This window comes from Thermostichus sp. OS-CIW-32, from assembly GCF_054060415.1.
Genome location: NZ_JBSSDD010000004.1, coordinates 16,064 through 36,035, shown reverse-complemented (window position 1 = coordinate 36,035; position 19,972 = coordinate 16,064). Strand labels below are relative to the sequence as shown.

Sequence of the window (19,972 nt, the reverse complement as noted above, 5' to 3'; positions counted from 1 at the left end):
ATCAGCCCTAGTTGAGATCCCAGGTGTGTACCGGTTGGCCTTGCCGCTGCCGTTCCCAGTAGGCACAGGTTAATTGTTGCATATCTTTACCATGCCGAGCCACATAGCGGCGCTGCCAGGTGGCCCCATTCTGCCCCGACTCCACCCGGGCGCGGAGAATGCCCAGGTACTCCTGAATATCGGAGGGGGCCAGATCCAGTTGAACCAAACCCGCCTCTGCTTGGGGGATCAGCTCTTCCAGCAGCAATTGGCGCAGGGATCCCTGCCAACCCTTGAGCCAAGTGATGGGGGCCTCCAGACCCCAGCGGGCCGCCGTGTAGAAATTGGCGCGGCACTGGGCAAAGCTCAGCTCCTGCTCGGGGGGGACGGGCTGGGATCCCAAGGCTTGCACCAGACCAAAGTAGAAGGCCGCATTGGCGATCATATCGGTTAGGGTTGGGCCTGCCGCCGCCACCCGCTGTTCGATGCGCAGATGGGGAACCGGATCCAAGCCGATGAGGGGGCGGTTCCAGCGCCAGATGGTGCCGTTGTGGAGGCGCAGATGGGCCAGCTCTGATGGGGAAGTGGCTAACCTTTGTGGCAATACCACCGGGTAGCGATGCACATTTTCCCAAAACAGCTCCATTAGGGATCCCTGGACATAGCCTTGCCCGAAGGTGACGCGGGGGCAGTGGGTGGGGGAGGGCGGGGGTGGCCCATCCAAAGCTTGCTCAAACAAAGGGATGCGGGTTTCTGCCCACAGATCGTGCCCGAACAGGTAGGGGGAATTGGCCGCCAGCGCCACCAAAGGGGCCGAGGCGATGAGAGAAGCGTTGAAGTAGCGGGCTGCCTGGTGGGGGGCCACCTGCAGATGGATTTGAAAGGAGGTGGTCGCCGCCTCCAGCATGATGTCCGGGTGGGTAACCCGCAACCGCCCAGCCGGTCCTTCGATATCTAGCCCCAGGGAAGGGATCCCTGGGGATTGCTCGCGCCGGTGCAAGTTCAGGATTTGCTCATTGAGGGCCAGGTAACGCTTGCGGGGGGAGATCATCTCCAAGGTCAATTGCCGTTGCTGCACCGTAGGCAAAATGCCGATCATCATCAGCCCCACCTGCAAGTGTTCGGCCACCCGGCAACAGCGATCCCACGTTTGGCCCAGCTCTTGCTGAAACTGCCGCAGAGCCAAGCCGGTCAAAACTTGGGGCCGGCTGTTGATCTCCACGTTAAACTGGGCCAGTTCCGGCACCACCAGCGGATCATTCACCGCTTCCAGGTAGGCTGAGTTGATCGGGGCCGGATCCCCCTGAGGGGTCACCAGCCACGCCTCCAGCTCAAACCCGCCCACCGGGGATCCCTGGGCAAAGGGCTGACAAGCCGGATCCAGCCCCGGCGCACCGGCCAACCAGCGCTCGAGCAACTTCGTCTCTTGCTGGAGCCGAGCTGCAAACTGAGCAAAGTCTGCAGTACCAAAACGGAGGCAGGTGATCTCCTGGCCCATGGGAACAACTCCGCAGCTTTTGGGAATGAGGTTAATCGCTGTTGCCGGGATCTCGACACCCCTAGCTTTACTTAGCCCGCAGTGATGGATACATCTTCAATGCGCAGGGCGGGAAAGGCAGCCGTGCCGTTGAAAACCGTTACTTCCTGGGAAATGGCGGAGATATTGCGCAAACAATCGTAGAGATTGCCGGCAATGGTGGTCTCCAGGATGGGGCGTTTCTCGCCGCCTTTGACCAAGAAGCCCCCTTTCACCACCCCGGAAAAGTCACCGGTAATGGGGTTGCTGCTGCCGGAAAGACGGGTGACAATAATGCCCCGCTCCATGGCATACAGCTCAGACAGGGGGGTTGTCCCCGGCGCCACCCTCAGGCAAGCCGGCCCTACTCCCGGCAGGCTGCCTGCTCCCCCTGTGGCATGGCCGTTGGAGGGAACGCCAGCAGCGCGAGCTTCGTAGCTGTTGTACATGAAGTTGCAGAGGATCCCTTCGTGAACCAAGGGGGTGATTTGGCGAGGGATCCCTTCGCGGTCGAAGGGCTCAATGGGGTAGCCGGGCAGGCCCAGGCCTTCAGAAACCACGGTGAGCAACGGGCTGGCGATCCGGGATCCCATTTTTTGCGCCAAGGGGCTTTTGCCTTTGCGCACCGCATCCGCCCCCAGCACAAAGAGGAGATCCCCTAGAAACTCCTCCACCACATCTGGCGGCAGGACAATGGGGCCGCGGAAGCTCTCCCCCTCGCCAGCCCCCAGCGCGCCCACGCATTTCTGGACAAAGCGATCAAAAGCCCGCTCCAGCGCCGGCACCAGATCGGCCCGCTTCTGCACACTGTCGCCGTCGTAGGCAAAGCTGCCCACCTCGTCCCCGTCGATGGCCATGCCAAACAGGGATCCCCCCGCTTCCACGCTGTGATGGTTGGCGCGGATGCCGGTGGAAGAGGCGATGGCCAGGGTCTCTTCCTCCACGCTGAGGGAGCCGCTGTCGATGGTGATGCGAGGGTCTTTGGAGCGCACCCACTCCAGCAATTGGGATCCCAACTGGGTCAGCTCGGCGGCATCCAGTTCCAGCAGGCCTGGGTCGAGGGCAAAGGGCACCTGGGGCAAAGGTTGGGGCTCCGGCAGCCCGTTGAGGGGATCCGCCGGCGAAGCCTTGGCCATGGTCACAGCCTCAGCCGCCGTCTCAGCTAACTCTTCCGGGCGGTTGGAGGTGGCAAAGCCCAGCCTGCCGCCACAGAAAACCCGAACGCCGAACAGGGTCTCGCTGCTGCTGCGGGCCAGGTTCAGGTCGTTTTTTTCAAACGTGACTTCCGTTTCCCGGCCTGAGTTGGCAAACACTTCTGCCTGGTCGGCTCCAGCAGCCAATGCCTTGTGTACACCCTGTTCACAAAGATCCAGCAGGTTTTCCGGGGAAATGATGGAGCTGGGCATAAAAGTGAGATGGCAAGAGGACAGTCCTATTATCGGCCATGGCTCAGAGCTACTTTTCCCTGACCCCCTGCCGTCTATGGAGTCCCAGCACCCACCCCTTCGTCCGACAACGTGACCCTGGTGCGCACCGTTCCAGCCCGCTCCGCCTGGGCAACAATCAGCAGAGAGCTGCCCACAGGGGCTTGAACCACCCACTCCACCTTGCGGCGGTAATCCACGCCGCTGCCTGAGGACAGGATTTCTCCGTAGGCTTTGTTGGAACGGCCCTCCAAATGCCCGATCTCCTGCTTCTGGGATCCCACGATGACAGTGGATCCCTCAGGCAACTCCAGACGGACTTGAATGGGCCGCACCGCCCTGCGTTCTAGGGCTTTTTGGCTGGTGTAGGTAGGCAAGAACCCTTGATTTTCGTATTGCACCACCACCCGGAACAAAGACTGGGATCCCTCACGTGCCCACCCAAGCCGGCGAACTTCGCTGCGGGCCAAGGCCAGCCGCGGCGACATCAGGGCATGGGCAATGGCAAAACGGCAGTGCTTCTCGCACAGTTCCGGCAACATCTCTGGGGGCGCATTTTGCCAAACGGCCTTGTAGTCCCAACCGCCAATTTCCACCCTGCCCAACTGGGGGTGCTCAAAGGGCTGCCAGTCGATGAAGCCACGCCCTCCCAAGACCCGATCATTCCACTTCAACATCTTCAAATCGTCAGCTTCGGGGTGCCAGCGGAACCACTGGATAAAGTCCTTTTTCACCACGCCGGCTTCCGTGGGCAGATCCCAAAGCTCCGTGGTGAACCCATACCAGCCGAAGGTGTCATAGGCGTAGCTGTTGAAATTGCCGTGGCTAACCTTCTTGGGGTGATAGCGAAACTGGTGATAGCCAGAGATGGTCGGGTAGCCGGTGATCTCGGTGGCCCTCTCCCCAATTAACTTGTAGATGTCCAGATCTTCTGGGGGATAGTACTCATCTGGGTGGGTGGCGTAGGGGCGAATGTGAACCGCTGAAGAAGTGTGATAAGTAACAAAGCCGTTGATATTGCGGTGGCTGCGCAAAAACTCCCCAATGGCTCGCGTTTCCGGCTCAGAATAGGGAAAGTCTCCCGCTCCCACCTGCTCATTTTCTGGTACCCATTCGTGGGGATAGTTGCGGTTGAAGTCCAGCCCTTCAAGGGGTGGGGCCACCGGCACATCGTAGCCATCGAACTCCCGAATCAGCCCTTCGGTCATCAAGTGGTAGTAGGTGCCGCCGAATTCCTCCGGATCCCGTCGCACCAAGATCCTGGGATCCAACGACGACACTTTCCATGCTCCACAGGGATCCTCTTTGCGCATCTGGAGGATCTTGCCGTCCCCGTTCACGTCCTCGGGGTAGAGGCCCGGCTGGGGTTCCGGCTCTGGATAGGGGCGAGGGCCCGAACGCAAACGGTAGGGGGTGGTTAGATATTTCTCGGCCCCATCGACGGCAATGCGGGGCAGCACGTAAACGGTGTAGCCATCCAGCAGGCGCGTCACCCGCTCCTCTTGGCCGTAGTGGGTGAGCAGGTAGTGGATGTCGTAAAGGGCAACGGCGGATCCCGTGACTTCTCCGGCATGGGTGTTGGCATCGATCCAGTAGGCGGGTTTTTCCAGGGCTGGCCCGGTGCGACGCTGGGTTAGAGTAGCCAAAACAATGTCGCGCCCTTCGTAGCTCCGCCCAATCACCTCCCACGTGATCAAGTCTGGGTAGGCCACCGCCATCTGCCGCAGAAATTCCAGAATCTCAGCATGGGTAAAAAAGTGGCTGAAATCAAACGGTGCAACCGACATGGATCCCTCGTAGCACTTTGACCCAATTTACTGCTTGATCCTCGGCGGCCTGCCAGGTGCAGGAACCTTAGAATGGAGGTTGAGCCCACTTGCCGTGAGTGTCCATGAGCCCTTTGCCCACTTCCACTGCCCCGCTCGCCGTTGCCCCGACAACAGCCGAGGACACCGTCCCGCCGAGGCGACTGGATTTTGAAGTGGTGATTGCCGGAGCTGGGATGGTGGGATCCACCTTAGCAGCCGCTTTGGGCCAGGCCGGGATCCGCGTCGGGCTGATCGAGGGGCGGGATCTCTCGCAGGGGGTGGGGCCCGATGGCCGAGCCAGCGCTTTGGCTCTGGGGACAGCTCGTATTCTGCAGCGGATTGGGGTATGGCCCCTTATGGAGGCCTGGGGAGTCTCTCCCATCCACCGCATTCAGGTCTCTGATGGGGAAGGCCCCTGGGTGGCTCAGCTGCGCCGTGAGATGCTCCAAGCGCCGGCCCTGGGCTACGTCGTGGAAAATCAAATCACCCAAAAGGCCCTGTTGCAGCGCATTCGCGAGTGCCCTTCGGTAACCCTTTTCAGCCCCGCCCAGGTGCAAAGTTTCTCCCCTGCAGCAGATCACCTGCGGGTAGAGCTGCTGGCTCAGGAGGGATCCCGGCAAACCCTGCGGGCTGCTCTGCTGGTGGTTGCAGATGGGGCCCGTTCGCGGCTGCGGGAACAGGCTGGGATCCCGTTATCCCGCTGGGGCTATGGGCAGGTGTGCATCGTTTCCACCCTCACCCATGAGCATCCTCACCAGCAGGTGGCCTACGAGCGCTTTCAGGTCAGCGGTCCCTTCGCCATTTTGCCCACCCCCGATCCCCATCGCAGTTGCGTCGTCTGGACAGTTCGCCAAGCGGATCGAGATCGGCTGATGGGCTTATCTGAGGCTGAGTTTCTGCAGGCCATCCGGCCTTGGTTTGGATCCCAGTTGGGAGCCTTGCTGGCCGCCTCTCCCAGAGCTTGTTATCAGCCGCAGCGGGCCCATGCCCAAACCTATATCGGATCCCGGCTGGCTTTGGTGGGGGATGCTGCCCATACCACCCATCCGCTGGGGGGGCAGGGAGCGAATCTGGGCATGCGGGATGTGGCGGCCTTGGCTGCCCTGTTGATCGAAGCCAAAATGGCGGGCCGGGATCCCGGCGATCCGGCTTTGCTACAAGCCTACGAGCGCTGTCGCCGCCCAGAAAACGCGCTGGTTCTTTTTGCAACCGATGCTGCCAATCGCCTCTTTTCCAACCGAAGCTGGCCGTTGCTGGTCTTGCGTCGCCTGGGCCTGTGGGGACTGGAGGTTTTGCCGCTGCTCAAGCCTGCTTTGATGCGCCAAGCGATGGGGATCCGCCCTCAACAACCCCAACTCCAACAGCTCCCTTTCCCTACACCCCCGGAACCTCTGGCTACGCCTGTCTAGATCCGGCCAAACTGTTGAGAGCTGGGCCCAGATCCTCGCCCGCCGCCTTTGTCCCCAGCAGACCAAGCGCTCCACATGGGATCAAGGCTGCTCCAGAGGTAGATCGGAGAACAGCAATGGGGCAATATTGGCCGCCTGGTTGATGGGGATCTCGTCGTTGACGGCATACTGATAAAACTGATCCAAGCGCCGACACAAACCTTCTGGGGTCAAAGCCTGCACATTGGAGCTGATGATGTAGCTCTGGGAAGGAGAGGCGCGAAACGCTTGAAAGGCTTTGCGACAAAAGTCCTGCTTGGCCTCCGGGTCTGCTTGTCGCCACTCTGGCCCCGTAAGTTTGCCGGAGAGAGTAGGACTACTTGCCGCGACCAGAGGCAGTCCCGTTCCCAAAACCAGACCGCCCAGGATGAGCAGCAGGAGGATCCCTTTCAGGAACACCTGACGCCAAAAGAACCCGAGCTTTTGCCCGTTTTGCACCATTGTTGGATAGGCTAAGTGGGTAGGTTGGGATGCCATAGCACCCCTAGCCATCATATCGATCTTCCCGATCCAACTTCATCCCGTTCTCAGAAGCCGACAGCAGACCTGCTCGCCCACAGGCAAGGGTGGCAACAAGTTCTCAACCCATGGCCCGCAGCAAGCCCCGTCGGAAACAGCCTTTCCCGCACCTCCTCGGCTCCAAATGGACTTCCGTTCAGCCTGTTCTGGGTTGGCGACATTTTCAGGTCACCGCTCGCCAACAAGGGGAAGGAGGGCTGGTGTTTGCCGAGCTCAGAGCCGTCTGCGATCCCCAGGTGCGCCTCTGGGTCAACGCGGCCACCCTGAAGAACCGGGATCTTTGGCAGCCGGGCTGGACGCCTCTCGAAGACGGGATCCCCTGTGGGCGGCAGGATCCCCTTCTGGACAGGGCTGGGGGATAGTTTCTCTCAAGCTGGGGCTCAGGGATCGATTAGGATCATCTCTCTAGTGTGGTGTTTTAATTCGGAAGCTTGAGGAGAAGAAAGCGGGATGGCCAGATGTGACGTTTGCGGAAAAGATCTTAGCTACAGCGATTATCAGTGGGCCAAGCGCTGCGCCAATCCCTACGGGAAGTCTCACCTCATCTGCTTCGACTGCTACAGTGGTTCGTCTTGTCCCATCTGCTATTCCCCTCTGGAGCCGGCAGAATAGAAAGAGGCGTTCTCAAAAGCTGCTTGTCGGTTACTCGACTCCCATCCCCCTAGCTCCTCGGAGGGGGCGATGGTCGACAAGGGTCTCGATGGTTTTCCCAAGGGAGCCGGAAAAGTGCGCATTGGCCAGGGCTACGACATCCACCGCCTCATCGAGGGGCGCCCCCTGATCCTGGGCGGGATCCGGATCCCTTACGAAAAGGGGCTATTGGGCCATAGCGACGCCGATGTCCTCACCCACGCCATCATGGATGCTCTCCTGGGGGCAGCAGCCCTGCGGGATATTGGCTTTTACTTTCCCCCGGAAGAAGAACGCTGGAAAGGGGCCGATAGCATCCTTCTATTGCAGCAAGTGGTGCAGCTGGTGGGCCAAGAGGGCTGGTGCGTTGCCAATGTAGACAGTGTGGTGGTGGCGGAGCAGCCCAAGCTCAAACCTCACATCCCCGCCATGCAGGCCCGTCTAGCCGAGGCGATGCAGATCTCCCCCAAGCAAGTGGGGGTCAAGGCTACTACTAACGAAAAACTGGGCCCCATAGGTCAGGGAGAGGCCATTGCTGCCTTCGCAGTAGCCCTGTTGCTGGAACAGAGAGGACAAGCTTCCTCTGACCTTCCCATCAGAATCTGAAAAGAACCTGGTCACCCCACTGCCTGAGCTGCCAAACTGGCAAGCAATCGCTCCCTCAAAAACGCAGAATCTGCCCAAGTCGCAGTCAAACCACCCATTACCTGGATCCCCAATTTTCTCTCTGGGAAAGGGGCCGGGAGGGGGGCTACTCCTCTAGGAGAAGGGCTGGGGGTGAGGGCCTCAGCAGCGCGGAGCGCTTGGGCCACAGGGCGCGGGATGCGGGCGAGCCGTCCCAAACTTGCTTGGAACAACGACTTGGCAAAAGAAATGGCGGGCCAAAACAGCACCTCAACAGACCAGCTCAAGAGAAGCCTTTTTGTCCCTCTACTCTTGGGGATCCTCCTGCTCTGGCTTGGTGCCTGTGCTGCCCCTGCCCGCCCGCCCCATTTGATCGCCACAGTGACTTCAGATCCCAAAACCTTCAACACCTATTTGGCCGCCGAAAGCTCTAGCCGCGACGCTATCGCCTACCTGGAGGCGGGCTTGGTCACCTTGGATGAGGATACCCTCTTGCCCAAACCGGAGCTGGCGGAAGGCTGGGAAGTGTCTGAGGACGGCTTGCGGTATGTCTTTACCTTGCGGGAGGGGCTGCGCTGGTCGGATGGAGAGCCCCTGACGGCAGCAGATGTGGACTTTACCTTTAACCGCATCATCTTCAACGAGCGGATCCCGACTTCTGCGCGGGATGTGAAGCGAATTGGAGAAGCCGGAGCATTGCCTCAGGTGCGGGCGCTGGACGAGCGGCGGATTGAGTTCGTTTTGCCGGAGCCCTTCGCTCCCTTTCTGCTGCAGGCCGGATCCCCTATTTTGCCCAAGCACATCCTCGAGCCCACCGTCGAGCAGGTGGACAGCCAGGGCAACCCCCTTTTCTTGCAAACCTGGGGTATCGACACGCCGGTGCAGGAGTTGGTGGGGGCCGGCCCCTATATCTTGCAGGAATACACCCCCGGCCAGCGGCTGGTGTACCGGCCCAATCCCTACTACTGGAAGGGGGAAGGGATCCCGCGCATTGAACGGGTAATCCTGCGCATTGTGGACTCAGAGGACACCGCGCTGCTGCAGTTTCGCTCCGGCGAGACCGACGTGTTTTCGGTGCGGGGGAGAGATTTTCAGCTCTTGAAGCGGGAAGAAGAACGGGATCAGTTCACCATCTACAATCTCGGCCAGACATTGAACAACTATTTCTTTGCCTTCAACCTCAGCCGCGCCCGTAACCCCCAGACCGGGCGGCCTTTTGTGGATCCCGTCAAAAGCCGCTGGTTTAACGATTTGAACTTCCGCCAGGCGGTGGCCCACGCCATGAACCGGCAGTTTTACGTCGATAGCGTCCTGCAAGGGTTGGGCCAGATCCAGCACTCGGTCTTCTCCCCCGCCAGCCCTTTCTACCTCAGCCCTGAAGAGGGCTTGCCCACCTACGACTACAACCCTGAAAAAGCGCGGCAACTGCTCCTCGATGCCGGATACACCTACGATGCTGAGGGCCACCTGCGGGATTCCGAGGGCAACCGTGTCCGTTTCACCTTGCTCACCAACGCCGGCAACAATCAGCGGGAGGCCACCGGCGCGTTGATCAAAGCTGATCTGGAGCGGATCGGCATCACCGTTGATTTTACCCCCATCGCCTTCAACACCCTGGTGCAGCGCACCGATAGCCGCGACTGGGAAACCCTGCTGCTGGGCTTTGGTGGCGGCGGCACCGAGCCCAACAACGGCTCCAACATCTGGCGCAGCGACGGCCGTTTGCACCTCTTTAATCTGGGAGATTTGCCCGGCAACCCGGCAGAAGGGGTTGAGGTCAGCGATTGGGAACGGGAGATCGACCGCATCTTTATCGAAGGGGTGCGGGAGCTAGACTTTGAAAAGCGCAAGGCCCTCTACGACCGGTTTCAAATCATCATCCAGGAACAGCTGCCCCAAATTGGCACTTTCAACCCCCTGGTTCTCTCAGCCCTGCGCAACCGCATTCAAGGGGTGGATCCCCGACCCATTCTGGGGCCATTGTGGAATTTGGATCAGCTCTACATTCAAGAGTAGAACTTCTGATGACGTGTCTGATGATGCATCTGATGATGTGAGATAGGGAGAGGCTGTCTGAACTGTTGAGTTGTGTCCCTATCGCCACATTTGGCAGGTGAAACTTAGTTGTAGGTTGGGTTGCGGATGTCCTGAATTTTGCAACTATTTCACCGTCAACTCCACGTCCCCCGCACTCCTGAGAATGTTGATCCCCACTCCCCCCGCTTGTAAATAGAGGCCGATGTCCAGGGATCCCTGGCCCACCTGCACATTCTCAAGAATGACATGGGGCAGCCACAGGGGCAGAGTGGGCTTGGTTAAATGTACCCGTTGAGCCAGCCCGTCGATCTCCAGCCCCAGACAAGCCTGCAGCAGCAAAAACACACTGGCCGCCGCCCAAGACTGGGGCAGACAGGCCACCGGATAAAGGGTGGGGCCCTCCCGCTGCCGACGACCAAAACCGCAAAACAGCTCCGGCAACCGCTTCAGCTCCAGAAACTGGCTGGCATCGAACAGCGCCGTCAAAACCCGCACCGCTTCGCCCTTGAAGCCATAGCGAGATAAGCCTGCGGCAATCAAGGCGTTGTCGTGGGGCCAGATGGAGCCGTTGTGGTAGGACATGGGGTTGTAGCGCCCCTCTCCCTCCGGCACCGTGCGGATCCCCCAGCCGCTGAAGAAAGCTGGCTCCAGCAGTTGCCGGGCAATGCAGGCAGCATGCTCGGGATGGGCGATCCCCGAAAACAGACAGTGGCCCATGTTGGAGCTGCGCACCCGGCAGGGTTGCTTCTGGCCATCCAAAGCCAGGGCATAGCCCCCCAACTCTTCGCACCAGAAGTGATCCCAAAACTGCTGCTGCAGCTTTTCCGCTTGTTGTCGCAACTGGGCTGCTTGCTCTTGCCGCCCCAGCAGCTCGGCCATCTCTGCCGCCAACTGCTTAGCTTCGTAGGCATAGCCCTGCACCTCGCACAGGGCCAAGGGGGGTTCTGCCAGGGATCCGTCCGGGTAGAAGATGGCATCTTCAGAATCCTTCCAGCCTTGGTTGCGCAGGCCCCGGTGAGCTTTGCCCGCGTACTCCAGAAAGCCATCCCCATCGGGATCCCCGTAGGTGTCCATCCATCTCAGGGCTGCCTCGATATGGGGCCACAACTGCCGCAACAGCTCTAGATCGCCGCTGCGGCGCACGTAGCGCCCTGCTAGCACCACAAACAAAGGGGTGGAGTCAATGCTGCCGAAATAATTGCCAAAGGGGATCTCGCGCGTCTTGGCCATCTCGCTGGAGCGCTGCTCATGCAGGATCTTGCCAGGCTCGGCATCGCGGCTGGGATCCACCTCCTGGGCCTGGTGGGCCGCCAGATACAGCAGCACCCCCCGCGCCAAGTCTGGAAACCACCAGAGAGTGGCCAGGGCGGTGATCAGGGCGTCGCGCCCGAAGACCGTGGTAAACCAAGGCACCCCCGCATAGGGATAAAGCCCGTAGGGAGTGCGGGTGAGCATCATCAGCAGGTCATCCCGCGAGGCGTTGAGCCAATCGTTAAACTGAGCATTGCCGGTGTCAATCTGGTGGGCTTGCGCCCGCAAGGAAGCCCTTTGTTCCCGCTCCGCCTGCAGAGCCTCCTGGTAGGTCAAAGGGGCGATCTCCTCCCCGCCATAGCCGCAGATCACCCTCAGCTCCAGATCCCGTTCCTCCTGAGGAGCCAGGGGCACCCACCACTGCGCCAGCTTCTCCGACACTAGCTCCGGCGCCGGCAAAAATTGCAACTGGGTTTGCCGCTCCACTCCATCCAAGCCGCGGTAGCGGAGAACCACTCCCTCAGGGTTCACCTGGGCCGGCAGCACTTGACCCCGCTGGGCCCGTCGGATGCCCCGGATCTCAAAAATATCGGCAAAGTCCGCCTCAAAGCGCAGGGTAATCGGCACGCGAAACGGCTCCGAGCCGTAGTTGTGAATGCGAATGCGCTCGTAGGCTACGTTGTTCCACAGAAAAGTAGTCCGTAGAACATGCAGGGTATCTTGACCGATAAACTGCCCCTCTGAGGTGGTGAACTCCGGGTTGGTCAGATCCACCGCCAAAATATCTTTGTCTTCCCGCACCTCTGAGCTGAGCAGCAGGAACTGCTTTCCCTGCAAGTCCAACACCCAGCGGGACAAAAAGCGGGTGTCGTCCCGGAAGAGGCCATGATCCCGGATGCCGAGGGGGCGCATGTTCCCTCGCCGGTCAAAGATGGCAAAGCAGTTGTCATGCTTGAGAACATGAGAGCGTGCCTCCACCCAAGAGGCGCTGGCCCGAATGTAGTACTGATCTTGAATTTGGATGATGTCTTCTGCCATCTCGGTCTTCTCGATCCCTATCCAGCCGGTCTCCTACGCGAACAGCTTACTGCTATCGGTCCACTCAAAGAAGGCGAAGAAGCAGGGGCCCCCCGATGCAGCCCAGCAGCCCTAGCTGCTACTTGGCCCATCTAAGCCTTATTAAGCTGCCTTCTTCGCGACATCTCCTGCCGCTCGTTCACCAGTTGGCGGTAGAGAGCCTCGTAGTCCGACACCATTCTTTCCACGCTGAACCGCTCCTCAAACACCTGCCGCACCCCGGCTCGGCTCAGGGATCCCACCTTCTCCACAGCCTCCACTGCTTCCTCCACCGAGTCGACAATAAAACCGGAGCGGCTATCGGCCATGACCTCCGGCACGGAGCCAAAGCGTGTGGCGATCACCGGCGTGCCACAGGCCATCGCTTCAATCATCACCAGCCCAAAGGGCTCCGGCCAGCGGATGGGAAACAGCACCGCATAGGCCTTGCCCAAAAACTCGCTTTTCTCTTGGTCGGTGATTTCCCCTATGATCTCCACATTGGGGTGGCGACTGGCCAAAGGCTTAATTTCTAACTCGTAGTACTGGCGATCCACCGCATCGATCTTGATAGCAGCCTTCAGCGGCATCCCTGCCCGCGCCGCAATTTCAATAGCCGTGTCCAGCCCTTTTTCCGGGGAGACCCGGCCCAAAAAGGCCAGGTAGTCCCCCTTTTCTGGATAGAAACGGTGGAGATCCAGGGGCAAGCCGTGGTAGACCGTCCCCACCCAGCGGGCCTGGGGCAGCGGCAGCCGCTGGGCGTTGGAGATGGAGACCACCGGAATGTCCTGAAACTCGGTGTAGAGGGGCTGCAGCTCCGGAATGTCCAGTCGCCCGTGTAGGGTGGCCAAAAAAGAAACCTGCGGGTGGCGACGGGCCAGGGCATAGGGATAGTAGTCGATGTGGCCGTGGATAATGTCAAACTCGTCGGCCATCTGAAAGGCTTTCTCGACCATCAAAACATGAGGAGCCACTGTGTCGATGGCCGTGGGATCCAAACGCAAAGCCCGCTCCCGAAAGGGGATTAGACGCGCTTGGGTTTGGGAGTCGCCGCTGGCAAACAACGTCACCTCATGCCCCCGCCGCACCAGCTCTTCGGTGAGCCAAGACACAACCCGCTCGGTGCCGCCGTAGAGCTTGGGGGGCACACTCTCATGCAAAGGGGCAATCTGAGCAATGCGCATAGCCATCCTCCACACCGAATCATCACTGCTTAACGAAAACTTCTGCTGGCGCTCCGCCGCCGACCCTTGGGATCCCCTGTTGAGGGCACGCCATTCCTGGCTAGACTGTTCCAGAGTGAGCAGGAAAGGAGTTCGGGCTGCCGCCACCTGCCGGAGAGTTGAAGAGGCTTGAATGAGAACCCCAGCCATCACTTGCTCTTGCCCGCCGCAGCTTAATTTTCCTCCTCAGCGCTGGCTGTGGAGTTGCTTGGGAGCCATGGCCATAACGGCTCTCACGGCTGTTGCCGCTTGGGCGCGGCCAGTGCTGGAAGTACGCATGACCCTGGGTTTGCCCATCAGCCCCAACTACTGGTACATGGTAGCTCTCAGCCGGGCCGGCAGCCCTGGCCCTACCGCCAACTTGGTGGATCCCAACGTCCGTGTGGGGCTCAACGAGTACACCTTTGTGCGGGACTGGGATTACCTCATTCGGGTTACCCCCCTCAACGAAGAGTCAGTCTTGCAGGCCACCATCCAGCGGTTTGGAGAGCCGGAACGGGAGTTTGCCGTCGGCTTTAACCAGGTACGGGTTAATCGCCTTACCCGTGACCGCGATACCCTCAATTTCCAGATCGATATATCCGAGCTACAGGGCCTTGATGGGCGAGACCAAGATATCCAGGTGGCTCTGCTCACTGCCCGTGCCCCCTTCCGCGTAGCCCCTGAAGAGACCAATCTGGCCATTGATGCCACCCGGGGAGATTTGCCCAACTTCTATCGCCTCAGCCTGTCCAATCAGCGGCAGGTGGTTGTGGACGACCCCCAGCGACAGGAGACGGTGCGCCGCAGCCGCGAATTGATCCAACAAAGTGGCTCCGGGGCTGCCCTCACTCGCGACCTCATTGAGGGCGGGGCTTTGGAGATTTTGGCCGCCAACATCCTCACCTTCGAGCTGCGCCTGGTGGATCGCTAGAGAGGGATCTCTTCCCATCTGACATCTGCCCAAGACCGTTCTTGCAGCCCGGCAGAGCCTCAATCCCTCAATAGTCGTTCCAAGTTGCCGTGAACCGGCCCATTGGCTTCCCTCTACCCTTGGGAGAAAGGCTCGGGGATCTCAAGCGATTGGAAAAACTCCTTCTCCTGGAACGGGTGCAGGATCCAACATCACAAACAAAAACGACTCCAGCCCCGCCAGGTAGGTGAGCACTTCCTCCCGGGCCGCTTCCAGCTCTAACTTGTTGACCTGGGCCGCTTGCTCAATCAAGGCTTTCACTGCCGTTGGCCCCTGCAACAGGGATCCCAGCCAAGCCATCTGAGGGGCTGAGATGGTCAGGCGCCCATAGCTGGATCCCGGCCAATTCATAGCAAACTCCAGCTTTTTCTCGTGAGCTTTGGCAAAGTTTTGGCGAAATTCGACGTTGTCGGCCAGGATGGGGTTGAGCTGCACTCTGCCCCCCAGCCAATCGGCGTCGCTCCAGGGCAAGACCAAGGAAGAGCCGGGGTGTTCTGCCCAAAAATCGATCAGGCGATGGTTGGGGTAGATCAGCTCATAAAAGTGATTCTGGTCGGCAGGCGAGAGCTTGTCCAACTCAGCTTGCAACCAGGGGGGCATGGCCCTCTCCTTGAACAAAAGCGCCGGATCCCAGTCGGCATAGTCCACCAGACAAACCAGGCCCAGCTCAGCTTCCTCGAGCATGCGCATCAGGTCGGGGATCAGGAAGCCCTTGTCTCCTGGCAAGAGGTAGTTGGCCCGGATGTTGGTGTCGTCTTTGTAGATCTCAGGGTTCCAGCGCAGGGCTGCCCGCATTTCGTCCGAGGCCAAACTGGCCATGAATTCCCGTACCCGCTGACAGGCCTCAGGAGTGGGTAGATCAAACAGCCCCAGCAGCCGAAACGCCTCTTGTAGGCGAAAGATCACCTCCCGCTGGTAGGCGTGATGTAGGTTGGCCCGCAGGATCCCGTCAGGTTTGAGAACCCGCTTAAGCGCCTTTAGCCCCGCCACCGGATCGTCCAGCAGATAGAGCACATCGTTAAGGCTGATGAAGTCAAATTCCAACCCCAACTGTTCGATATCCAACAGGTCGAGAACATACAACTCCACCTCTCCGAAACCGTGGTAGCGCAAGCGTCGCTCCGTCACCCGTACCGACTCTGCCGACAGGTCGCACACCACCAGCCGCGCCCCCGGATTGGCCTCCGCCAGGATCAACGTTTCCCAGCCCGAGCCGCAGCCGGCATTCAAAATGAGAGCACCCTCGCTGGGCACAATGGCGCGGGTGCGGGCGTATTGGGCGGTGGTCAAACTTAGGCGGTACAACCCGTCAATGGCGTTGCGGCCCGAGGCCTCAATGGAAACATTGGGGTAGGGCAATTCTTCGTACAGTTGCCGCAGAGATTCTGTCGAGCTGCTGGCCATGGGATCCGCTGCAGGAAGCTGCCCTTTATGCTACCTGCGATCCCTCCCCCGCAGGAATGCCTCTAAGGCCGCAGCCAGGGTTTCATTCCCCTGCAGATCCAACCCATCCGGCCTCTGGGGCGGGTGGGCGGGATCCCGCAAAAAGTCCCAGGATCCTTGAAAAAACTCCTCTGGCGAGAGAATGCGATGCCAGCCATAGCGCCGCAAACCCTCAACCAGCAACGGCGACTCGGCAAACCCAGAGCGGACGACACAGGCCATGGACGTGCGGCTGCGCAGGGCCTCTGCCAAAGTGCCATAGCCCGGCTTGGACACCACCCAGCGGCAGAGGGGCATCACATCCACCGGTCGCCACACCCGCCCATCCAAAACCCGCAAGTTGGGCAAGGGGGGAGCTTCCGGATCAAAGGTGAGAAACTGCCAGTCGGGAAAATCTTGGAGCCGCTCGTAAGGAAACCCCCGTACCCCTAGCCCGCCAAAGGTGAACAAAGCCCTGGGTTGATCCGGGTGTAACCCCAACTGGGCGGCGACCTCCTCCGGCCCGTAGCGGGGATCCGATCCCGTCAGCCCCACCTCCTGCTGACGCGGAAAAGCGCTAGTGCTCCGCACCGCTGACGCGACCATGCTCTCGCTAAAGGGCAGGCGAAACAGAAGGTCACATTGCCCATAGAGCTCCCGAACCCAGGCCACAAACGGTTGAAACTCCGGGCCATACTCCTGATAGATGAAATCCCAGCCAAAATTACTGGCCATCCAGCAAGGGATCCCAGCAGCCTGGGCAATCGCCGCAGCAATGGGCGGCACATCCGCCAACACCAAAGGCACCCCCTGGGCTCGAATGAAATCCGCTTCTTCTCGAACAAGCTCCGCAGCGCTGGCTTTAAACGCCTTGAGGGCAGCCAACGTAGCCGGCAGATCCGCTTGCAGCCCATCCGGCTGCACCACCCCCACATCCAACGCCCGCGGCCGATGGAGAAACTTCCCCTCCACGTAACGCTCCAGGAGCCAGCGGGGAGCCGGCGTAACAAAGATGGGCAGAACATGGGGATCCCGCCGCAGCAAAGCATTCACGACCGCCGCCAGACGGGTAACGTGCCCAAACCCGTGCGCTGTTGCCGCCACATACAGAGGAACGGGATTCATTGTGCTCTGCACCGCTAACGCGATAGGACTCCGTCCCGCTGGCGCGAACGCAACCGCCTCAGGACAGAACAGGATCCGCGGGGGGCTTTTCCCTATGGGATCCCCACAGGTTACTCGCCAAGATCAAGCCCAGGCCCACCACAGATCCCAGCGCAATCCTCTCGCCCAACAGCACCGCAATCAACCCCAACGACAAAAAGGGCGTCACATACACCCAGTTGGCCAGGGATCCCCGATGGCCCGCCAACTCCAGAGCCCGCAGCCAAAATACAAAAGTCAGGCCCATCTCCGCCAGACCAATGTAAGCCGCCCAACCCAGCCCCGCAACTGTCCAAGAGACCTCCTGAAACGGCAGCAGTAGCAGGCCATAGAGGCTGCCGAAGAGAAACCCCATAAACAGCTTCAGCACCGCATCTCGCCCATCCCGCACATTGAGCAGCCAGTAGAGCGCCCAGATTCCAGAGCTGCCCACCGCCAGCAGCACCCCCCAGGGATCCTCCACCTGCAAGGTGCCCCAGGATCCCCCCGTAGCCACCAGCACCACCCCCAGCAGGCTCACCCCCAAGGCCAACACCAGCCGCCAACGGAAGCGCTCTCCCAGCAGCGGCACCGCCAAAAGAGCCAGCACCAGCGGCCAGGTGTAGTTCAAAGCCATCGCCGCCTGAGCCGACAGACGGTCATAAGCCTGGAACAACACCCCATAGTAGCCGAAGGGGTTGAGCAGCCCCTGAAGGGCCGACAGGCGGATTTGGGATCCCCTCTGCCTGCCGATCAACCTCGCCCGCCCTGTAACCACCAAAACGATCCCCAGGATCAAGCAAGAGCTCAATGCCGAAAAAATCAGCAAGACCGTCGGCGACAGGTGCTGCAACCCAAACTTAAAAGCGCTGGCAGCCGTAGCCCAGCCCAAGATGGCCGCCGCCAGGTAAGCATATGCTCGCCAGGGATCCCTGCCCATCAAAAGCTGTCGAGATGGTGCTCCGCACCGCTACCGCCGTCCTCTGGCTTCGACTTAGCTCCGGTGGGAAGGCCCAGCCGCGGTGCCACCACCCAGGCGTAGAGCAGGTAGCCCAACCCCGCCACCACTGCCCACCTGAGAACGGTGCCGAAAACCCGGAAGAACAGCCCGACCAGAAGAATACAGCCCAGAATGGCGAAGACCGTCACCAGTGGACGCCCCCAAGTCTCAACCCAAGCTCGGACGGCACTTTTCCCCTGAGACGCAACGGATGTTCCTGGATCCCCAGAGGCCGCCGCCGCTTGCTCCAGTTCACGCTCAAGCTGTTTCAGCCGTTCTTGTTCTGAGAAAGAGAGATCGGACATAGAGAGCAGTCTCCAGCGGTGTCACCTCCATCTTACGAGCTGCTCCCGAAGATGGGCAGACTAAGCCCGCGCCGAAGGGATCTCCTGAACCATAGCCCGGAACACATCCAAAGCCGGGCCAGGGCGACGGTTAGGACGCGGAGCCGAGATCTCATTGGGCACAAAAGGCTTCTCCACCACCACCTTGGGCTTGTTGGCAGGAGCAGTTGCTGTAGCCGCAGGAGCAGAGCTGGGAGAAGCTGGTGCAGAACGAAAAGGCCCGGTAACAAAATCCACCAAGCCGCCGAAGAGAATGCCGAAAAAGGAGAACAGGCCGCCGAAAAGCTTCTTGAGGATACCCATGGCTCATTGCAAAGAAATGAGGTGAGAGATTGTCGAAGTTGTGAAGTTGTACAACTTGACCTTCATTATTGTTAAGAAGCAGCATCTTGGCCATGAGTAAATATGCTCTTTTTCTCAGGGATCCCCCACCCGCCTGCCCTCGGCGTCAAATCGCTGTAGGGGTAGGGTCAACTCCAGCTCTTGCAGCTCCAAAGGTTGAGAGACCCCCCTGCCGCGCCCCAAAGCAAAGCCATCCGCCGCTGCCGGGTTCACGTCATAGCCGATATCTGCCATTGCTTCGACGGTGAGAATGCTTAAGGGGTTGGCTACCCCCCGGTCGATGCGGCTGGTCATCAGCTCGCGGCCCAAGACATTCTCCCGCCAATGGGAATCTCGGGATCCCTCCCCAAACTCGTTTTCTAAAGGAACAGAGGGCGCGTTTCCTCCCAGCGTGGCGAAGGCGCTGACCGCCCTGGGGCCGATGAAGCGGGGATCGTAGCCAGGGGGCGTAGGCTGATCCCGTCCCACCAAGCCCACCGTTAGCCCCTTGGGATCCCAGACGATGGGCAAAAAGCCCAAGGCATGGCCCAACTCGTGCAGGGCAGTAATGGGCAGATCCCCTCGCTCTTCCAAAGCCGATAGGTTTTGGCTGTTGAACAAAATGACGGAGTAGAAAGGCAGACCGTTAGAGGCCCGCACAAAACAGGGAGCAGCTCCCCCCAAAATTCGCTCGTTGCCGAGGTTTCTGGCCCGCACCTCCACCAGCAGATCGTCGATGGGGAAATTGAGTGGCGTGCTGGGAAACCCTCGATCGCATTCGTCGGCCCGAATGGTGGTGGGGGGCAGATCCGGCTGGTCACCAACGATGATCTGTTGCCAGCGCAGAGCGGCATTGCGGATGATCGACTGCTGGGTGGGGGTGAGACTGTTGTCGGGAAAGCGAACGTCAATGGTGAACTGGGAAGCAGGCGCAGTCGTTGGCGAGGGCAAAGGGGCAGGAATGACAGTCGGAGTAGGGGTGAGAACGACAGTTGGAGTAGAGGTGGGAATGACGGTTGGAATGGGAGTGGGAATGACACCTACAGAAGAGGAACCACCACTTCCGCCGCAAGCCTTGAGCACCAGTACCAGAAGCACAGCCACCAGGGATCCAAGCAGGCGCAGGCCCCACACTCTGCCCAAAAGCAGTCGCTGCCTTGAATTCACACCACCTCCCAAAAAGCCCCATGACCCAAGTGGATCATACCGGCTGCAACCATCCTCCCGAGCATGATTTGCGTCACACCGCACCGGCCAACTTCAAGGCCAGGAAGA

17 protein-coding genes are annotated in these 19,972 nt (G+C 60.0%); 5 read left to right on the top strand and 12 right to left on the bottom strand.

Going from position 1 to position 19,972, the window contains the following annotated elements; genetic code table 11:
* Nucleotides 1-7: 7 nt before the first annotated feature.
* From ACVWY8_RS06415 to ACVWY8_RS06405, 3 genes are all read right to left on the bottom strand, one after another.
* Nucleotides 8-1,477, bottom strand: coding sequence for a glutamate-cysteine ligase family protein (locus ACVWY8_RS06415; protein ID WP_457393763.1), 1,470 nt, complete (start codon nucleotides 1,475-1,477; stop codon nucleotides 8-10).
* Nucleotides 1,478-1,548: 71 nt separating this feature from the next.
* Entirely contained in the window at nucleotides 1,549-2,901 is a 1,353-nt protein-coding gene (locus ACVWY8_RS06410) for a TldD/PmbA family protein (protein WP_457393765.1), read from the bottom strand.
* Nucleotides 2,902-2,975: 74 nt separating this feature from the next.
* A complete protein-coding gene (locus tag ACVWY8_RS06405) occupies nucleotides 2,976-4,706 on the bottom strand; it encodes a M14 family metallopeptidase (protein ID WP_414329941.1) in 1,731 nt (576 codons plus the stop codon).
* A 104-nt stretch (nucleotides 4,707-4,810) separates the two neighbouring features.
* Between ACVWY8_RS06405 and ACVWY8_RS06400 the strand changes: the two genes are divergently transcribed.
* The gene (locus ACVWY8_RS06400; protein WP_457393767.1) at nucleotides 4,811-6,136 is read left to right on the top strand and encodes a UbiH/UbiF/VisC/COQ6 family ubiquinone biosynthesis hydroxylase; all 1,326 of its coding nucleotides are present in this window, start codon (nucleotides 4,811-4,813) and stop codon (nucleotides 6,134-6,136) included.
* 81 nt (nucleotides 6,137-6,217) lie between these two features.
* Here ACVWY8_RS06400 and ACVWY8_RS06395 read toward each other — a convergent pair whose 3' ends face one another.
* Complete coding sequence (locus ACVWY8_RS06395; protein WP_148202694.1) at nucleotides 6,218-6,652, bottom strand: hypothetical protein; 435 nt, start codon at nucleotides 6,650-6,652, stop codon at nucleotides 6,218-6,220.
* 110 nt (nucleotides 6,653-6,762) lie between these two features.
* Here ACVWY8_RS06395 and ACVWY8_RS06390 point away from each other — a divergent pair, with 110 nt between their 5' ends.
* The 3 genes from ACVWY8_RS06390 (at nucleotide 6,763) to ACVWY8_RS06380 (ending at nucleotide 9,964) form a co-directional block, all read left to right on the top strand.
* The gene (locus ACVWY8_RS06390; protein ID WP_457393769.1) at nucleotides 6,763-7,056 is read left to right on the top strand and encodes a TIGR02450 family Trp-rich protein; all 294 of its coding nucleotides are present in this window, start codon (nucleotides 6,763-6,765) and stop codon (nucleotides 7,054-7,056) included.
* 364 nt (nucleotides 7,057-7,420) lie between these two features.
* On the top strand, nucleotides 7,421-7,930 hold the full coding sequence (gene ispF / locus ACVWY8_RS06385) for a 2-C-methyl-D-erythritol 2,4-cyclodiphosphate synthase (protein WP_457393827.1): 510 nt from the start codon (nucleotides 7,421-7,423) through the stop codon (nucleotides 7,928-7,930).
* 267 nt (nucleotides 7,931-8,197) lie between these two features.
* Nucleotides 8,198-9,964 carry an ABC transporter substrate-binding protein gene (locus ACVWY8_RS06380; protein ID WP_457393829.1) on the top strand — a complete coding sequence of 589 codons (1,767 nt, stop codon included), beginning with the start codon at nucleotides 8,198-8,200 and terminating at the stop codon, nucleotides 9,962-9,964.
* Nucleotides 9,965-10,108: 144 nt separating this feature from the next.
* Here the strand turns inward: ACVWY8_RS06380 and ACVWY8_RS06375 are convergent, their stop codons facing one another.
* The gene (locus ACVWY8_RS06375; protein WP_457393770.1) at nucleotides 10,109-12,274 is read right to left on the bottom strand and encodes an amylo-alpha-1,6-glucosidase; all 2,166 of its coding nucleotides are present in this window, start codon (nucleotides 12,272-12,274) and stop codon (nucleotides 10,109-10,111) included.
* 131 nt (nucleotides 12,275-12,405) lie between these two features.
* A complete protein-coding gene (locus tag ACVWY8_RS06370; protein ID WP_457393832.1) occupies nucleotides 12,406-13,476 on the bottom strand; it encodes a glycosyltransferase family 4 protein in 1,071 nt (356 codons plus the stop codon).
* Between the two features lie 256 nt (nucleotides 13,477-13,732).
* On the opposite strand from ACVWY8_RS06370, the gene ACVWY8_RS06365 reads away from it, so the two are divergent.
* On the top strand, nucleotides 13,733-14,428 hold the full coding sequence (locus tag ACVWY8_RS06365; protein ID WP_041436270.1) for a hypothetical protein: 696 nt from the start codon (nucleotides 13,733-13,735) through the stop codon (nucleotides 14,426-14,428).
* A 141-nt stretch (nucleotides 14,429-14,569) separates the two neighbouring features.
* Here the strand turns inward: ACVWY8_RS06365 and ACVWY8_RS06360 are convergent, their stop codons facing one another.
* The 6 genes from ACVWY8_RS06360 to ACVWY8_RS06335 form a co-directional block, all read right to left on the bottom strand.
* Nucleotides 14,570-15,871: a class I SAM-dependent methyltransferase gene (locus ACVWY8_RS06360; RefSeq protein ID WP_457393772.1), complete on the bottom strand. Its 1,302-nt coding sequence runs from the start codon at nucleotides 15,869-15,871 to the stop codon at nucleotides 14,570-14,572.
* Between the two features lie 30 nt (nucleotides 15,872-15,901).
* Entirely contained in the window at nucleotides 15,902-17,014 is a 1,113-nt protein-coding gene (locus ACVWY8_RS06355) for a glycosyl transferase (protein ID WP_457393774.1), read from the bottom strand.
* A gap of 58 nt (nucleotides 17,015-17,072) precedes the next feature.
* Complete coding sequence (locus ACVWY8_RS06350; RefSeq protein ID WP_457393776.1) at nucleotides 17,073-17,972, bottom strand: DMT family transporter; 900 nt, start codon at nucleotides 17,970-17,972, stop codon at nucleotides 17,073-17,075.
* Nucleotides 17,972-18,337, bottom strand: a complete 366-nt coding sequence (locus tag ACVWY8_RS06345; protein WP_457393778.1) for a hypothetical protein — start codon at nucleotides 18,335-18,337, stop codon at nucleotides 17,972-17,974. Before ACVWY8_RS06345 ends, ACVWY8_RS06350 begins: the two co-directional genes overlap by 1 nt.
* Nucleotides 18,338-18,397: 60 nt before the next feature.
* A complete protein-coding gene (locus ACVWY8_RS06340; protein WP_011432432.1) occupies nucleotides 18,398-18,679 on the bottom strand; it encodes a hypothetical protein in 282 nt (93 codons plus the stop codon).
* A gap of 114 nt (nucleotides 18,680-18,793) precedes the next feature.
* The gene (locus ACVWY8_RS06335; RefSeq protein ID WP_457393779.1) at nucleotides 18,794-19,864 is read right to left on the bottom strand and encodes a leishmanolysin-related zinc metalloendopeptidase; all 1,071 of its coding nucleotides are present in this window, start codon (nucleotides 19,862-19,864) and stop codon (nucleotides 18,794-18,796) included.
* Nucleotides 19,865-19,972 lie beyond the last annotated feature (108 nt).

What these genes read in the sequence shown, in the direction of transcription:
- ACVWY8_RS06365 (WP_041436270.1), top strand. Translation starts at nt 13,733, where the DNA reads ATGGCCATAACGGCTCTCACGGCTGTTGCCGCTTGGGCGCGGCCAGTG.
- ACVWY8_RS06405 (WP_414329941.1), bottom strand. Translation starts at nt 4,706, where the DNA reads ATGTCGGTTGCACCGTTTGATTTCAGCCACTTTTTTACCCATGCTGAG.
- ACVWY8_RS06395 (WP_148202694.1), bottom strand. Translation starts at nt 6,652, where the DNA reads ATGGCATCCCAACCTACCCACTTAGCCTATCCAACAATGGTGCAAAAC.
- ACVWY8_RS06360 (WP_457393772.1), bottom strand. Translation starts at nt 15,871, where the DNA reads ATGGCCAGCAGCTCGACAGAATCTCTGCGGCAACTGTACGAAGAATTG.
- ACVWY8_RS06355 (WP_457393774.1), bottom strand. Translation starts at nt 17,014, where the DNA reads ATGAATCCCGTTCCTCTGTATGTGGCGGCAACAGCGCACGGGTTTGGG.
- ACVWY8_RS06345 (WP_457393778.1), bottom strand. Translation starts at nt 18,337, where the DNA reads ATGTCCGATCTCTCTTTCTCAGAACAAGAACGGCTGAAACAGCTTGAG.
- ACVWY8_RS06375 (WP_457393770.1), bottom strand. Translation starts at nt 12,274, where the DNA reads ATGGCAGAAGACATCATCCAAATTCAAGATCAGTACTACATTCGGGCC.
- ACVWY8_RS06350 (WP_457393776.1), bottom strand. Translation starts at nt 17,972, where the DNA reads ATGGGCAGGGATCCCTGGCGAGCATATGCTTACCTGGCGGCGGCCATC.
- ACVWY8_RS06415 (WP_457393763.1), bottom strand. Translation starts at nt 1,477, where the DNA reads ATGGGCCAGGAGATCACCTGCCTCCGTTTTGGTACTGCAGACTTTGCT.
- ACVWY8_RS06400 (WP_457393767.1), top strand. Translation starts at nt 4,811, where the DNA reads ATGAGCCCTTTGCCCACTTCCACTGCCCCGCTCGCCGTTGCCCCGACA.
- ACVWY8_RS06340 (WP_011432432.1), bottom strand. Translation starts at nt 18,679, where the DNA reads ATGGGTATCCTCAAGAAGCTTTTCGGCGGCCTGTTCTCCTTTTTCGGC.
- ACVWY8_RS06390 (WP_457393769.1), top strand. Translation starts at nt 6,763, where the DNA reads ATGGCCCGCAGCAAGCCCCGTCGGAAACAGCCTTTCCCGCACCTCCTC.
- ACVWY8_RS06380 (WP_457393829.1), top strand. Translation starts at nt 8,198, where the DNA reads ATGGCGGGCCAAAACAGCACCTCAACAGACCAGCTCAAGAGAAGCCTT.
- ACVWY8_RS06410 (WP_457393765.1), bottom strand. Translation starts at nt 2,901, where the DNA reads ATGCCCAGCTCCATCATTTCCCCGGAAAACCTGCTGGATCTTTGTGAA.
- ACVWY8_RS06370 (WP_457393832.1), bottom strand. Translation starts at nt 13,476, where the DNA reads ATGCGCATTGCTCAGATTGCCCCTTTGCATGAGAGTGTGCCCCCCAAG.